The following is a 13,957-nucleotide window of genomic DNA, read 5'->3' on the forward strand; positions in this document are numbered from 1 at the left end:
GAATCACCCCGCAACTCGCCCCGGCCCTCCGGGTTGGGGCAGCAAAGGGCGCAGTCGTTGTTGCAACTGCTCGCGATGCCACCGGCATCGCTGCGCCTTGCGCCTAGACTGAGCCCTTTGCAGCCCCAACGCGGGCCTAACGCCAGGCCTGATGACCTCCCGCCATGAGCAAGTTGAGCGAATTCCGAAAGAGCTACGAACTAGGGGAGTTGGATGAGGTGCAGGCGGCCGACGGACCGCTGGCCCTCTTCAATCGCTGGATGGACGAAGCCATCGCCCATGACGTGTCCGAGCCGACGGCCATGACGGTGGCCACCGTCGGCGCCAACCAGCGGCCGTCGACGCGCGTCGTGCTGCTCAAGGGTTGCGACGCGCGCGGCATGGTCTGGTTCACCAACTACGAAAGCCGCAAAGGTGAGGAGTTAGCAGGCAACCCCTATGCGGCCCTGCAATTCCATTGGGTGGAGATGGAGCGCGTCGTGCGCATCGAAGGCCGTGTCGAGAAGACGTCCAGCCAGGAATCGGACGACTATTTCAAGAGCCGCCCCCTGGATTCGCGGCTGGGCGCCTGGGCCTCGCCACAGAGCCAGGTCATTTCCTCGCGCGCGGTGCTGGTCGCGAATGCCGCCAAGGCGGCCGTCAAGCATGGCTTGAACCCCGACCGGCCGCCGCATTGGGGCGGTTACCGCCTGGTACCGGACCGTTACGAGTTCTGGCAGGGACGGCGCTCGCGCCTGCACGACCGGTTGGTGTTCACGCTCGACGCCGACCGTTGGGTGCGTGAGCGGCTCGCGCCTTAATTGACGGCGTTGCCGTCTTCCACGCGGTAGTAGAGCCCGTAAGGGTCGTCGTTGAGCACCGCCAGCACGCCTTCGACGACGACCGGTTCCAGCGTGTAGCGCACCGGCTTCCTGGTGCGCACCTCGACCAGACCTTCAGGGCCGGCCGGTACGCAGAAGGAGCAGGTCGTCGGCACCGAGGACAGCAGGAAATGCTGCTGCTTGTCACCCGCCTCCAGCGGCATCATGAAGCCCTGTACCTTGACGGTCTTGCGATCCAGCGCCTGCACGGCAGCCGGAAAGGTCGGCACGATCTTCTTTTTCTCGGCCTTGGCGGTGACCTGGGACAGCAGCTGCCAGGACACGATGTCGGCACGCTCTTCCAGCGGCTTGAAGGGGCTGCGCGGGTCGTGATAGCCGGGGCCCTGGCCGATGGAAGGTGCGGTTTGCGCGAACACGGCCGAGGCGGCCAGGCAAAGGGCGAGCAGGAGCTTGGACTTCATAGGGTCAGATTGTCGGCGTTCAGCGCGGAGCTTGCAGCAGGGTTGTGACATCCAGCCGATAGGCCCGCCAGGCCGGCCAGGCGGCCGCCAGCAGCGCCAGGCCGCAAGCCAGCAGCGGCACCAGCCATTCGGCTTCACTCATGCCGAGCTGACCCAGGCGCAGCGACTGGCGCTCGGCCAGCAGACGCTCCAGCACGGCGACCAGGCCATGGCCCGCCGCCAGGCCCAGCGCGGCGGCGAGGCCCGCCAGCAGCAGGGCTTCCATCGCGATCAGCGCGGCGATGCGGCGCGCCGGTGCCCCCAGCATGCGCAGCATGGCCAGGTCGCCCTGGCGGGCACGCACCGCATGCAGCAGCGCCACCCACACGGACAGGCCCGCTGCCACCAGCAACACGATGCCGAAGCCGCGCAGCACTTCGGTGCCGGCGCCGACCAAGCGCATCAAGCGGGCCGTTTCCAGCGCCGGCGCGGCCGATTGCAGGCCGTTCTGGGCATTGACCCAGCGCGGCAGCATGACGGCCGCCAGCGGGCTGCGGTAGCGCACCAGGGCCAGCGTGATCTCCTTGGGCTTGTCCTCGTCATGGGCTGCGTGGTCTTCATGCACCTCCCAGACCGAGGCGAGGTCGGTCAGCACGAGACGGTCCAGCACGCTGCCCGACTCGGCCAGCAGGCCGACCACTTCGAACTGGTGATCGCCATGCGCGCCGCCACCTTCAGCCAGGCCATGGCTGCCGGCAAAGCGGTCACCGACCTTGAGCCCGCTCGTGCGCGCAACCTCGGCGCCGAGGACGGCCTGCATGGGCTTGGCCCACAGGGCGCCCTGCCCCAGCTTGGCGCCATAGAGATCGAGGTAGTCCGGCGTCGTGCCGGCGATGCGGTAGCCGCGGAAAGAGTCGCCCAGAGACAGCGGCACGGCCTGGGCGACCAGCGGCTGCTGCTTCAACAGCTCCAGCGTGGCCAGCGGGATGTTGCCGGTCGGCGCATCGAGGTGGAAGACACCGGCCAGCATGATCTGCATGGGGCTGCCCTTGGCGCCGACGACGAGGTCGATGCTGGCCAGGTCGCGCTTCAGCCCGGCCTCGACCTGGGCACTGGCGCGCAGCACGAAGGTGACGGCGGCAAGGCCCAACGTCAGCAGCAGCAGATTCAGTGCCGTCGTCAACGGGCTGGACCACAGATAGCGCCATGCGAGACGGATCACAACACCACCTCCGACACATCCTCTCGCTCGCTCAGCGCCTCGACGACGCGGGCGTCATGGCTGGCGATGACCAGCGTGCAGTCCTCGCGCTCGGCGGCGTCCAGCAGCAGGGCCAGCATGGTCAGCGTGTGCTCATCGTCGAGGTTGGCACTGGGCTCGTCGGCCAGCAGCAGGCGCGGCCGGCGCATCAATGCGCGGGCCAGCGCCACGCGCTGCGCCTGGCCGACGCTGAGCTGGTGGGGCCGACGCTGGGCCAGCTCGGCGATGTCCAGCGCCTCCAGCAGTTCGGCCGCACGCGCCGGGTCGGCGCCCTGCCCTGCGGCCAGCGCCGGCAGCGCGAGGTTCTCGGCCACCGTCAGGGCCGCGCTCAGATGCAGGCGCTGTGGCACCACGCCCAGGGTCGCACCGCGCCAGGCGTCCAGTTCTCGCGCCCCCATGTCCTGCAGCTCGACGCCCGCGACATTCAGCTCGCCCTGCTGCACGCGCAGCAGTCCGGCCAGCAGTGCCAGCAGCGTCGACTTGCCCGAGCCCGACGCGCCGCGCAGCAGCAGATGCCGGCCCGCGGCCAGCGCGAAATCGCCATAGGCGATCTCGGCGCCGCCGGCGTAGCGATGGCGCAGCCCGCCCCAGGCCAGCATCACTTGACCAGGCGCTTGAAGGTGGACAGGAATTTCTCCACCTTGCCGGCGACGACGAAGGCGCAATAGCCCTGCTCCGGGTTGCGGGCGTAGTAATGCTGGTGATAGGCCTCGGCCGGGTGGTAGTCGGTCTCGGGCAGCAACTCGGTGACGGCGCGGCCGGCGTGGTGGTCGTTGACTTCCTTCAGCACCTCGGCGGCCAGCTGGCGCTGCGCCTCGGTGTGCCAGTAAATGCCCGAGCGGTATTGCGTGCCGACATCGGCGCCCTGGCGGTTCAGCGTCGTCGGGTCGTGGATGGTGAAGAAGACCTCCAGCAGCTCGCGCAGCGAGACCTCGGCGGGGTCGAAGTCGACGCGCACGACCTCGGCATAGCCGGTGTTGCCGCCGCAGACGGCCTCGTAGGTGGGCTTGCCGCCCTGGCCGTTGCTGTAGCCGTTCTCGACATGGTGCACGCCGCGCACGCGCTCGTAGACGGCCTCCAGGCACCAGAAGCAGCCGCCAGCCAGGGTGATGCGTTCGAGATTCGGAGTGGACATGGGATGACCTTCAATGAGCGCCGAGGGACAACTCGACATGGGGGCGCCAGGTCTCATCGCAACCCTGGTCGCAGAGCTTGGGCGCGGCGAGGAAGACGCGGGCATTGGGGGCGCCGCGGGCCAGCAGGGCATCGCGCACGGCGATGGCGCGGGCCACGGCCAGCTGGCGCAAGGCCTCTTCGTCGATGGCATAGCTGCCCAGCAGCAGGCCACGCATCTGCGCGGGCGGCAGGTCCTTGGCCAGGCCGAGCAGGTTCTTGGGCTTGTTGGGCAGCTTGGTGGCTTCGTAGAGCCGCTTCAGGGCGGCGTCCGGCGTGGCGGCGTTCTCGGCCTTCAGCGCACTGGCCAGGCGCTGCTCGCGCAAGGCCTGGCCTTCAGCGGCGATGCCAGACCAACCCGTCAGCGTCAGCTGCACGCCGGGCTTGTCGATCAGCAGCTTGGCCACGCGGTCGAGCTTGGCCACGTCGCCCAGCTCGGTGCCGCCCGGCGCGAAGCTGATCTGGGCTTCCTCCGGCGCATCGCTGCCGCTGAAGAGGGCAAAGGGTGACGTCAGCGCCTTGCCGATGAGGTTGAGGAAGAGCTTCCAGACCAGGCCGCCGACGCTGAACTCGGGGTCGTTCAGCGAGCCGCTGACGGGCAGGTTGATGTCGATGACGCCATTGCCGTCCTTCAAGAGTGCGACGGCAAAGCGCACCGGCAGCGAGGTCGCGTCTGGGCTGTCGACGCGCTCGCCGAAGGTCAGCTGGTTCAGGATGATCTGGTTGCTGGCCACGAGCTGGCCGCCGGGCTCGACCTTGTAGCGCAGCCGGGTCGACAGCTTGCCGCGCTCGATGGCGTAGCCGGCGTATTTGGCCGCGTAGGGCGACAGCGGCGCCAGCTCGATGTCGGTCGCGTTGGCGGCGATGTCCATGGCCAGCGGCGCGCCGGGCTTGAGCTGCCCGTCGATCTCGAGCAGGCCGGTGCCGGCGACCTTGCCCTTCAAGGTCAGCGGCGCCATGGCGGTGCTGGTGGACGAGAAGGCGCCGAGCGAGCCCTGCAGTTCGGTCAGGCGGGCGCTGTAGTTGGGCCGCACGAAGCGGTCGTTGAAGTCGACGATGGCGCGGTTGACGCGGATGCGCTCGGCGGCGAACTCGGGCTGTGGCGCCGATGCCGCTGAAGCGGGTGCGGCGGCCGCTTCGGCCGGGCCGATGTCGCGCAGGTTGAAGCGGCCCTGGTCGTTGACGATGAGGCGGGCGTAGGCGTCTTCCAGCAGCGCGTCCTTGACGGCCAGCCGTGGCGGCGCGCCGGGCGCCAGGGCGAGCTTGAGGCCGTCGAGCTGCAGGGACTGCCAGCTCAGCAGGTCTTCGCCGACGACGCGCTGGCCGTCGACGACGCGCGTCTGCAGCAGCGCCAGCGGGCCGATGCGCACATCGCCGCCCACGCTGGCCGTCCAGGCGCTGTCCGCCTGCTGGGCGGTGACTTCGGCTTTCAGCCCCAGTTCGGCGCGCTGCAGCTGCAGGCCCCAGGCCGGGTCGAGATAGGCGTTGAGCAGATGCAGCGGCAGCGCCTTGGCCTGCAGCGTGCCAATGGCTGACAGCGGCGCCAGGCCGACGCGGCCGCTCCATTGCAGGCTGCCGGCACTGGCGGCAATGGGCTGGTCGTTGCTGCCCAGGGCCGCAAGCTGGGTGGTGATCTGCGCCTGCACGGGCGACGTGGCCGGCCAGCTCAACGCGCCGAGTTGCAGGCGCAGCGGCTCGGCGGTCAGCGCCACGGGCGCGACGCCGGCGGGCACGGCGGCGTCCTGCCAGCGCAGCGCGCCGCGCTCCACAGCCAGCCCGGCGAGTTGCAGTTTCCAGCCTGGGCCGGCCGCCGACGCCGCGCTGTCGGGCGGCAGCAGGCCGGCGATATTCAGAAGACCACCCGCCTCCCGGGCGAGCTGGGCGCGCGGCGCATCCAGCGTCAGCGTGCCGAGGGTGATGGTGCGCGCAGCCGGTTCGATGCTGGCCTTGTCGAGCTGGGCAGAGGCCAGCGTCATCAGCCGCGGGGCGCCGGCCAGGCCAAGGCGAGCGTCGCGGACCTGCAGTTCGGTGAGGGTCAGTTGGACCCGGTCGGTGGCGCCTTCGGCCAGCGGGTTCTTGACGCTGAGGCCGGCCTTGGCGGAGATGCCCGCGGCCAGCTTGGCGCCGCCCGGCAGCGGCAGCCAGGGCGCCAGCCGCTCGACGGCCAGGCCATTCAACTCGGCATCGGCCTGCAGCAGCTCGGGCGAGAGTTTGGCCTGGGCTGTCAGCGTGGCCTGGTCCAGGCGCAGGCTGGCGTCGAGCTGGGCGGGCAACTTCAAGGGCCAGGCCGCCGCGCCGAGCTTGAGCTGGATGGCCTCCAGCGCGAGGTCCTTGTTGACGGTGAAGCGGCCGTCCTTGACTTCCAACCTCGCCAGGCTGAATTGCCAGGGCGTCGCAGCCGCTGCGGAGGCTTCTCCGGAGACCGCCGGCAGTGGCCGCAGCCACGCGCTGGGCGACTCCAGCAGGATGGCGCCAAAGCCCAGCTGGCGGCGCAGCGGCTGTACGTCGGTCAGCGGCAGGCTCAGACGCTTGAAGTCCAGCAGCGCCTGCCCGTCGGGTTGCGTCAGGGCCAGCTCGTGCAGCCGGATCAGGCCGCTGAGCTTGACGCCGGGGACCTGCTTGGCCCGCTCGGCAAAGTCCAGCGCCACGTCGACATCCAGCCTGCCGCCGCCCAGGCGAAAGGGTGCGCTGGCAGGCACATAGGCCGCCAGCGGTGCGAGGTCCAGGCCGGAGAACTTGAACGACAGGCGTGCGCTGACGTCGTCGTCGAAGGGCAGCGCCTCCGCGCGGCTGTCGAAAGCGACGCCGTCGAGCTTGCCACTCAGATGCGGCTGCACCTTGACCTTGACGTCGGCCGGCAGCGTCGACATGAAGGGCAACGCCAGCTGCAAGCCGGCCAGCTCGTGCTTGCGCTGCACCGGGCGATCGTCGAACAAGACGCGGCCGTCAGTCAGTTCGATGTTGTAGACGGCGAACTCGGGGTCGGCCTCCTCGGGCGCGCCCGGCTTGGCGGCAAAGCGCTGGATCAGGTCGTCGATGTCATAGCGGCCCTCGGCCACGCGGGCGACGCGCAGCTCGGGCCGGGTCAGGGACAGCGATTCGATGACGGCACGGCCGCGCAGCAGGGAGCGCAGCGACAGGGCCGCGTCCATTTTCTGCAGCTTGAACAGCGGCGGCTGCTGGGGCGCAGCGCCCCCGATGCTCAGGCCTTCGACGATGAGGGCCAGGCGCCAGGGCTGGAAGCTGGCCTCTTCGATGCTGACGGGCCGGCCCAGGGCCTCGCTCGCCAGCGCCGCGCCGCGGCCGGTGACCCAGCCCGGCAGCGCCAGCGTCACGATCAGCAGCAGCAGGGTGGCCCCGGCCGACAGGGCGGCAACGGTCAGAAGGCCGATTCGGGCGATGCGGGCGGGCGAGCGGGGGGTGGGAAAGGTGGTCGTCACGGCAAAAGCATTATTGATGTCGGCGAAGATGCCTCGGGTGATCTCCCTCGACTATCCGGGTTTCAAGGCGCTGCTGCTGGCCGCCGCGCTGCCGCCTGCACCGATGCTGTTGCTGGCCGTCTGGGGCGGCTGGCGGCTCAGGCGTGGGCGGCGCTTCGGCGGGCTGCTGCTGGGCCTGGCGCTGGCGGGTGTCTGGCTGTCGGCCACCGAGGCGGTCGGCGAACTGCTGAGCCGGGCCGTCGGCCAGCCTGCGGCACTGGCACCGACCCAGGTCAACGCGCTGCGCGGCCACACCGACGGCGCCGTGCTCGTGCTGGGCGGCGGCGTGAGGCATCATGCCCCGGAGTTCGACGCCGGCATACCGACGCGGATCACCGCCGAACGCCTGGCCTATGGCGTCTGGGTCGCCCGGCGCAGCGGCTGGCCGCTGGCCTTCTCCGGCGGCATCGGCTGGACGGCAACGGAGCTGCGCCAGCCCGAGGCCGCGATCGTCGGCCGCGTCGCGGCACAGGACTATGGCCTGGCGCTGCGCTGGACGGAGGCCAGTTCACGTGACACACGAGAGAACGCCGCCCAGACCCTGCCCTTGCTGGCGAAGGCGGGCGTGAAGCAGATCGTGCTGGTCACGCATGACGCCCATATGCGTCGCGCCATGCGCGCCTTCGAGGCCGAGGCCGCGCCACTGGGCATCCAGCTGCTGCCGGCCCCCGTGGGCCTGCGCGACGATGCGCTGAGCAGCTTCGACGACTGGTGCCCGTCGGTAGAAGGCTTCGCCCGAGTGCGCTACGTCGCCTACGAAACGCTGGCCTGGTGGGCAGGACGTTAGAAATAGAAACCCCGCCGGGCTTTAAGGCCGGGCGGGGTGGGTGGCTATGCCACCTTGGGGCTCCACGGCGATTTGCCGAAGGGCTCCTGGCGCGCAAGGGATTGCGCCAGAGGTTGTGCCTGAAAAGGCATTCCAACAGTAGGCGAGCGCTGTCAGGGCTTCAAGAAGAGTTGCCCGAATAGCGCCTCGGCACGCTTTGTGACCTCGGGCGGCAGGCTGATGCCACGGCCCCATTCGCGGCTGGTTTCCCCAGGCCATTTGTTGGTGGCATCCAACCCCATCTTGCCGCCCAGGCCGCTGACGGGTGAGGCGAAGTCAAGGTAGTCGATGGGGGTGTTGTCCACCAGCGTGGTGTCGCGCACCGGGTCCATGCGGGTGGTGATGGCCCAGATCACCTCCTGCCAGTTGCGCGTGTCGATGTCGTCGTCCACGACGACGATGAACTTGGTGTACATGAACTGGCGCAAAAAGCTCCAGATGCCGAACATCAGCCGCTTGGCGTGTCCCGGGTAGGCCTTCTTGATCGAGACCACGGCCATGCGGTAGCTGCAACCCTCGGGCGGCAGGTAGAAGTCGACGATCTCCGGAAACTGCTTCTGCAGTATGGGCACGAAGACCTCGTTGAGGGCCACGCCGAGGATGGCCGGCTCGTCGGGTGGCTTGCCCGTATAGGTCGAGTGGTAGATCGGATTCTTGCGCTGGGTCTGGCGCGTGATCTCGAAGACGGGGAACCAGTCCTGCTCGTTGTAATAGCCGGTGTGGTCGCCGAACGGCCCCTCCAGCGCGTGCAGATAGCCGCCCTTCTCCTTCAGCGGCACGCCGTGCTCGCTGACGCCGGTGTAGCCGGGCGCGGCGATGGGGATGTGGCCTTCCAGCACGATCTCGGCCGAGGCCGGCGCCTGCAGCGGCTGGTTCTTGCCGACGCCGGTGTTGACGAGCTCCGTGCGCGAACCCCGCAGCAGGCCGGCGAACTGGTATTCGGACAGCGAATCCGGCACCGGCGTGACGGCACCGAGGATGGTGGCCGGGTCGGCGCCCAGGGCCACGGCGATCGGGAACGGCTCGCCGGGATGGGCTAGAGAGAAGTCTCTGAAATCCAGCGCACCACCACGGTGCGCCAGCCAGCGCATGATGACCTGGCGGGGCGAAATCAGCTGCTGGCGGTAGATGCCGAGGTTCTGGCGGGTCCGTGTCGGGCCCCGGGTGATGACCAGACCCCACGTGATCAGGGGGGCTGCGTCGTCCGGCCAGCAGGTCTGGATGGGCAGGCGACCGAGGTCGATGTCGCCGCCCTCGAAGATCTCTTCCTGGCAGGGCGCGCGGCGCTGCACGGCCGGCTTCATGTCCCACAGCGCCTTGGCCATCTGGAGCAGCTTGCCGGCGTCCTTCAAGCCCTTGGGCGGATCCGGCTCCTTGAGGCTGGCCAGCACCCGGCCGACATCCCTCAGATCGGCCAGAGACTCAGCGCCCATGCCGAGTGCGACGCGACGCGTTGTCCCGAAAAGATTGGTCAAGGCGGGGGTGGAATGGCCCGTCGGCGCCTCGAACAACAGGGCCGGCCCACCGGCCCGCAGCACGCGGTCGCTGAGGGCCGTCATCTCCAGTACCGGCGAGACTTTTTCGCGCACGCGCTTGAGCTCTCCGAGGCCTTCCAGGCCGGTCATGAAGTCCCTCAGATCGCTGTATTTCATAACCAAAAGTAGTTTTGAATAGTCCAAACAACCTTGACTGGTTATCTTCGACTCGTAAAATTCGCCGCTTCGGGTTTTTACTGAAACCCAACCGGCCGGGTCCTCCGGGCACACAGATGCCACAGACCAAAGCAATAGGCCGGGAAATTATCACCGTCGCCCCACCCAGACCGCCCCGCTAACTGAGGCAGCCTGAGGCGGGCCACGACACAAGGAGTCGCATGACGACACGTCAAGACCTGTTCAGCCTGGCTCGCCACACGCGGGATTCGGCGTCGCTGTTCGTTCAGGACATCGGCAACGGCCTGCTCGTGGTCAGCCACAACACGCTGGCCCTGCTGGGGCTGGCCGTGGTGTCGGTGCTGCTGGTGTTCACGAGCCAGGCAGGCCTGCGCGAGAAGCTGGAATCCGCCACGCTGGGCTGGCTGAACGCCCGCCAGGAAGCTCGCGCAGAAGCCGAGGGCAACACGCTGTTCGCGGCCGCTGAGCCGGATGCCATCGCCCGCGCCACCGCCACCGACCCGCGCGAACTGAGCCGCCAGCAAGCGGCCGTCGCCCATTGGCTGGCACGCCGCTACAGCGTGGCGCCGGAGCCCATCAGCCGCCTCGTGCAGGAAGCCTGGGCCGTGGGCCAGCGCGCCAAGGTCGAGCCGACGCTGATCCTGGCCATCATGGCCATCGAGTCGCGCTTCAACCCTTTTGCCCAGAGCGCCGTCGGCGCCCAAGGGCTCATGCAGGTCATGACCCGGGTGCATGACGACAAATACGAAGCCTTCGGTGGCACGCACGCCGCTTTCGACCCGGTGACGAATCTGCGCGTCGGCGTGCAGGTGCTGAAGGAATGCATCCAGCGGGCCGGCAGCCTGGAGGACGGCCTGCGCTTCTACGTCGGCGGCGCCAATCTCGCAGAAGACACGGGCTACACGGCCCGCGTGCTGGCGGAGCACGACCTGCTGAAGGCCGTCGCCGCCGGCCGTACCGTGCCGACCATGACGACGGTGCGCCCGCTGCGCGAAGCTGCATCGGCCCCTACGGGTGGCGATTCTGCTCAAGTAGCCCTGCTGCGCTAGAAACGCGGCCCCATGCTCGCTTTGCGAGCTGCCCCCCGAGCGGGTGCGTCAGCGGCTCCGGACGGCCGCGCGCCGCTGACATACACTGGGTGTTCACGCGACTGGCGATCAGGGTCACGAGCTGACCTGAGGTGGGCCACCACCGGGGAGCGTGAGGCGGTTTTCAACCGCTATCAGCCGTTCGCCTGGGCAGCCTTGGACATCACGCCTGCCGTGATCGCCTGGGATTGACCGCCTGACCTTCGGAACACCAGCCATGTTTGACCGCAACACCTCCACCCTCGCCCTGGTTGACCCCGAGATCTGGACCGCCGTCCAGAACGAGAACCGCCGCCAGGAAGACCATATCGAGCTGATCGCCAGCGAGAACTACACCTCGCCGGCCGTCATGCAGGCCCAGGGCAGCCAGCTCACGAACAAGTACGCCGAGGGCTACCCCGGCAAGCGCTACTACGGTGGCTGCGAGTACGTCGACGTCGTCGAGCAGCTCGCCATCGACCGCCTCAAAGCCTTGTTCGGCGCCGAATACGCCAACGTGCAGGCCAACTCGGGCTCGCAGGCCAACCAGGGCGCCTTCTTCGCGCTGCTGCAGCCCGGCGATACCATCATGGGCATGAGCCTGGCCGAAGGCGGCCACCTGACCCACGGCATGGCGCTGAACATGAGCGGCAAGTGGTTCAACGTCATCAGCTACGGCCTGGACGCCAATGAGGCGATCGACTACGACGCCATGGAAGCCCTGGCGCGCGAGAAGAAGCCCAAGCTCATCATCGCCGGTGCGTCCGCCTACTCCCTGCGCATCGACTTCGAGCGCTTCGGCAAGATCGCCAAGGAGATCGGCGCCTACTTCATGGTCGACATGGCCCACTACGCCGGCCTGATCGCCGCGGGCGTCTACCCGAACCCGCTGCCGCACGCCGACGTCGTCACGTCCACCACGCACAAGAGCCTGCGCGGTCCGCGCGGCGGCATCATCCTGACGAACGACGAGGCGATCGCCAAGAAGATCAACTCGGCCATCTTCCCCGGCATCCAGGGCGGCCCGCTGATGCACGTCATCGCCGGCAAGGCCGTGGCCTTCAAGGAAGCGCTGACGCCCGAGTTCAAGGCCTACCAGGAGCAGGTCGTCAAGAACGCCAAGGTGCTGGCCGACACGCTGATCGAGCGCGGCCTGCGCATCGTCTCCGGCGGCACCGAAAGCCACGTCATGCTGGTGGACCTGCGCCCCAAGAACCTGACCGGCAAGGAAGCCGAGGCCATCCTGGGCGCCGCCCACATGACCTGCAACAAGAACGGCATCCCCAACGACCCGCAAAAGCCCATGGTCACCAGCGGCATCCGCCTGGGCACGCCGGCCATGACGACGCGCGGCTTCAAGGAAGAACAGGTGCGCGCCACGGCCCACCTGATCGCCGACGTGCTGGACAAGCCCCACGACGAGGCCAACCTCGCCGCCGTGCGCGAGAAGGTCGCCAAGCTGACGGCCGCCTTCCCGGTGTATCGCGGTTAAGCAGGCCTGCCATGCGCTGCCCGTTCTGCTCTCACACCGAAACCCAGGTCGCCGAGACCCGGGAGTCGGATGAGGGCGACGTCGTCCGGCGCCGGCGCCGCTGCCTGTCCTGCGACAAGCGTTTCACGACCTATGAGCGGGCCGACATCGCCATGCCCTCGGTCGTCAAGAAGGATGGGCGGCGCGCCGATTTCGATGCGGCCAAGCTGCGCGCCTCCATGCAGCTGGCCCTGCGCAAGCGGCCGGTCAGCGTCGAGCAGATCGATGCGGCCATCACTCGCATCGAGGAAAAGCTGCTCGCCAGCGGCGCGCGCGAGATTGCATCCACGCGCCTGGGCGAGTTGCTGATGCGCGAGCTCAAGCGCATCGACAAGGTCGCCTATGTGCGCTTCGCTTCGGTCTACCGCAGCTTCGAGGACGTGGACGAGTTCCGCCAACTGATCCGCGAGATCTGACCCAGGGTTGACCCTATCCCCCTTTGGAGGGGCGCTGGGGGGATGGCACCGCCGCCCTCCCCCGTCGCTCCGCCCAAAGGAGGAAAGACGTCACGGTCCGCGCTTTCTAGAGTTCGTTCATTCGCAACGAACCCAGGGAGCCGACATGAACCGCACCGCCAACACCCGCCGTCAAAGCCGTGGTTTCACCCTCGTCGAGCTGTGCGCCAGCGTCGGCATCTGCGCCGCCCTGGTCGGCCAGGCGGTGCCCGCGATGGGCACGCTGCGCCAGCAGCAGCAACTGCGCGTCAGCGCCGACACCCTGGCCAGCGACCTGCGCCTGGCCCGCAGCGAATCTGCCCGCCTGAGCGAATCGGTCTTCTTCCGTATCAGCGGCAAGGGGGCCAATGCCTGCTACGTGGTCTACATCGGCGCCAAGGACGACTGCGATTGCACCGGCGGCAAGGCCGTCTGCAGGAAGACCAGCAGCGCCGTCATCAAGACCGAGTGGCTGCCGGCGAGCCAGCCGGTGCGCCTCTCCAGCAATGCCGAGACGCTGCAGTTCCAGCACCAGCAGGGTCTGGTCACCCAGACCGGCAGCATCGACCTCAGCCTGAACGGCGGCCAGGTCATCCGTCAGGTCGTGGCCATCACCGGCCGCGTGCGCAGCTGCTACGTGGGCGCTGAAAAAGTCAGCGGCATGCCCAGCTGCGCTTGAGCCCCCTTGTTCGTGGTGGCTGCCGACCAGCGGCACAACTCGGCAGACGAGCGGCAGAAATGTTACTGATCGTCGTGACGTACTGCCGAAAATCGGGCCATGCGCACCTGCCCCCGTTCGCGAAGCCAAGGCTTCACCCTGATCGAGCTGATGGTCGCGCTCGCCATCGCCGGCATCGTCGCGGCGATCGCCTACCCCGCCTACACCTCCCAGATGCAGCGTGGCCGCCGCGCCGACGCCATCTCGGCCCTCACGGCCGTCATGCAGGCGCAGGAGCGCTTCCGCGGCAATTCCGCCACCTATGCATCCACACTGGCCGCGCTGGGGGTGACTGTCTCGGACATCACGCCCCTGTACACCATCAGCTTGGCAGGCGTCGGCGCAGGTGGAACCTATGACACCGGCTATGCCGCAACGGCGACCCCCGTCGTCGGCAGCAAGCAGGCCAAGGACGTGACCTGCAAGACGCTGACGGTGACGCTGGTGGGCGCCACGCCCGTCTATTCGGCGACGGGCGATCCCAGCAACAGTGGCTCGGATCGCGTCACCACCAACGAATGCTGGCCTCGATAG

13 protein-coding genes and 1 riboswitch are annotated in these 13,957 nt (G+C 68.5%); of the genes, 7 read left to right on the forward strand and 6 right to left on the reverse strand.

The features are described 5' to 3' along the window. The first annotated feature begins 164 nt into the window (after positions 1–164). Entirely contained in the window at positions 165–800 is a 636-nt protein-coding gene (gene pdxH, locus AC1DW3_RS06080; protein ID WP_477929572.1) for a pyridoxamine 5'-phosphate oxidase, read from the forward strand. On the opposite strand, the gene AC1DW3_RS06085 is transcribed toward pdxH, so the two are convergent. The 5 genes from AC1DW3_RS06085 to AC1DW3_RS06105 are packed head-to-tail and all read right to left on the reverse strand — an operon-like array spanning position 797 to position 7,135. Continuing rightward, complete coding sequence (locus AC1DW3_RS06085) at positions 797–1,282, reverse strand: DUF3299 domain-containing protein (protein ID WP_477929574.1); 486 nt, start codon at positions 1,280–1,282, stop codon at positions 797–799. The genes pdxH and AC1DW3_RS06085 overlap by 4 nt on opposite strands. A 19-nt stretch (positions 1,283–1,301) precedes the next feature. Next, positions 1,302–2,483: an ABC transporter permease gene (locus AC1DW3_RS06090; protein WP_477929576.1), complete on the reverse strand. Its 1,182-nt coding sequence runs from the start codon at positions 2,481–2,483 to the stop codon at positions 1,302–1,304. Continuing rightward, the gene (locus AC1DW3_RS06095; RefSeq protein ID WP_477929578.1) at positions 2,480–3,121 is read right to left on the reverse strand and encodes an ABC transporter ATP-binding protein; all 642 of its coding nucleotides are present in this window, start codon (positions 3,119–3,121) and stop codon (positions 2,480–2,482) included. Before AC1DW3_RS06095 ends, AC1DW3_RS06090 begins: the two co-directional genes overlap by 4 nt. Beyond that, entirely contained in the window at positions 3,121–3,657 is a 537-nt protein-coding gene (gene msrA / locus AC1DW3_RS06100; RefSeq protein ID WP_477929580.1) for a peptide-methionine (S)-S-oxide reductase MsrA, read from the reverse strand. Before msrA ends, AC1DW3_RS06095 begins: the two co-directional genes overlap by 1 nt. Positions 3,658–3,667: 10 nt before the next feature. Next, positions 3,668–7,135, reverse strand: coding sequence for a DUF748 domain-containing protein (locus tag AC1DW3_RS06105; protein ID WP_477929582.1), 3,468 nt, complete (start codon positions 7,133–7,135; stop codon positions 3,668–3,670). A 37-nt stretch (positions 7,136–7,172) separates the two neighbouring features. Between AC1DW3_RS06105 and AC1DW3_RS06110 the strand changes: the two genes are divergently transcribed. After that, positions 7,173–7,961 (forward strand): YdcF family protein, encoded by a 789-nt coding sequence (locus AC1DW3_RS06110; protein WP_477929584.1) that lies wholly within the window; start codon positions 7,173–7,175, stop codon positions 7,959–7,961. Positions 7,962–8,113: 152 nt separating this feature from the next. Here the strand turns inward: AC1DW3_RS06110 and ubiD are convergent, their stop codons facing one another. Continuing rightward, the gene (ubiD, locus tag AC1DW3_RS06115; RefSeq protein ID WP_477929586.1) at positions 8,114–9,652 is read right to left on the reverse strand and encodes a 4-hydroxy-3-polyprenylbenzoate decarboxylase; all 1,539 of its coding nucleotides are present in this window, start codon (positions 9,650–9,652) and stop codon (positions 8,114–8,116) included. 221 nt (positions 9,653–9,873) lie between these two features. Between ubiD and AC1DW3_RS06120 the strand changes: the two genes are divergently transcribed. The 5 genes from AC1DW3_RS06120 to AC1DW3_RS06140 all read left to right on the forward strand — a co-directional run bounded on the left by AC1DW3_RS06120 (position 9,874) and on the right by AC1DW3_RS06140 (position 13,957). Beyond that, the gene (locus tag AC1DW3_RS06120; RefSeq protein WP_477929588.1) at positions 9,874–10,722 is read left to right on the forward strand and encodes a lytic transglycosylase domain-containing protein; all 849 of its coding nucleotides are present in this window, start codon (positions 9,874–9,876) and stop codon (positions 10,720–10,722) included. An 87-nt stretch (positions 10,723–10,809) separates the two neighbouring features. Beyond that, positions 10,810–10,920, forward strand: a riboswitch (ZMP/ZTP riboswitch). Positions 10,921–10,978: 58 nt separating this feature from the next. After that, positions 10,979–12,232, forward strand: coding sequence for a serine hydroxymethyltransferase (gene glyA / locus AC1DW3_RS06125; RefSeq protein ID WP_477929590.1), 1,254 nt, complete (start codon positions 10,979–10,981; stop codon positions 12,230–12,232). Positions 12,233–12,243: 11 nt separating this feature from the next. After that, a complete protein-coding gene (gene nrdR, locus AC1DW3_RS06130) occupies positions 12,244–12,687 on the forward strand; it encodes a transcriptional regulator NrdR (RefSeq protein WP_477929592.1) in 444 nt (147 codons plus the stop codon). Between the two features lie 145 nt (positions 12,688–12,832). Then, complete coding sequence (locus AC1DW3_RS06135) at positions 12,833–13,384, forward strand: GspH/FimT family pseudopilin (protein WP_477929594.1); 552 nt, start codon at positions 12,833–12,835, stop codon at positions 13,382–13,384. 99 nt (positions 13,385–13,483) lie between these two features. After that, complete coding sequence (locus AC1DW3_RS06140) at positions 13,484–13,957, forward strand: type IV pilin protein (protein ID WP_477929596.1); 474 nt, start codon at positions 13,484–13,486, stop codon at positions 13,955–13,957.

The organism is Roseateles sp. P2_H4, from assembly GCF_056403315.1.

Coding starts and splice junctions, on each gene's coding strand:
- pdxH (WP_477929572.1), top strand. CDS start 165: ATGAGCAAGTTGAGCGAATTCCGAAAGAGCTACGAACTAGGGGAGTTG.
- AC1DW3_RS06085 (WP_477929574.1), bottom strand. CDS start 1,282: ATGAAGTCCAAGCTCCTGCTCGCCCTTTGCCTGGCCGCCTCGGCCGTG.
- AC1DW3_RS06095 (WP_477929578.1), bottom strand. CDS start 3,121: ATGCTGGCCTGGGGCGGGCTGCGCCATCGCTACGCCGGCGGCGCCGAG.
- msrA (WP_477929580.1), bottom strand. CDS start 3,657: ATGTCCACTCCGAATCTCGAACGCATCACCCTGGCTGGCGGCTGCTTC.
- ubiD (WP_477929586.1), bottom strand. CDS start 9,652: ATGAAATACAGCGATCTGAGGGACTTCATGACCGGCCTGGAAGGCCTC.
- AC1DW3_RS06120 (WP_477929588.1), top strand. CDS start 9,874: ATGACGACACGTCAAGACCTGTTCAGCCTGGCTCGCCACACGCGGGAT.
- glyA (WP_477929590.1), top strand. CDS start 10,979: ATGTTTGACCGCAACACCTCCACCCTCGCCCTGGTTGACCCCGAGATC.
- nrdR (WP_477929592.1), top strand. CDS start 12,244: ATGCGCTGCCCGTTCTGCTCTCACACCGAAACCCAGGTCGCCGAGACC.
- AC1DW3_RS06135 (WP_477929594.1), top strand. CDS start 12,833: ATGAACCGCACCGCCAACACCCGCCGTCAAAGCCGTGGTTTCACCCTC.
- AC1DW3_RS06140 (WP_477929596.1), top strand. CDS start 13,484: ATGCGCACCTGCCCCCGTTCGCGAAGCCAAGGCTTCACCCTGATCGAG.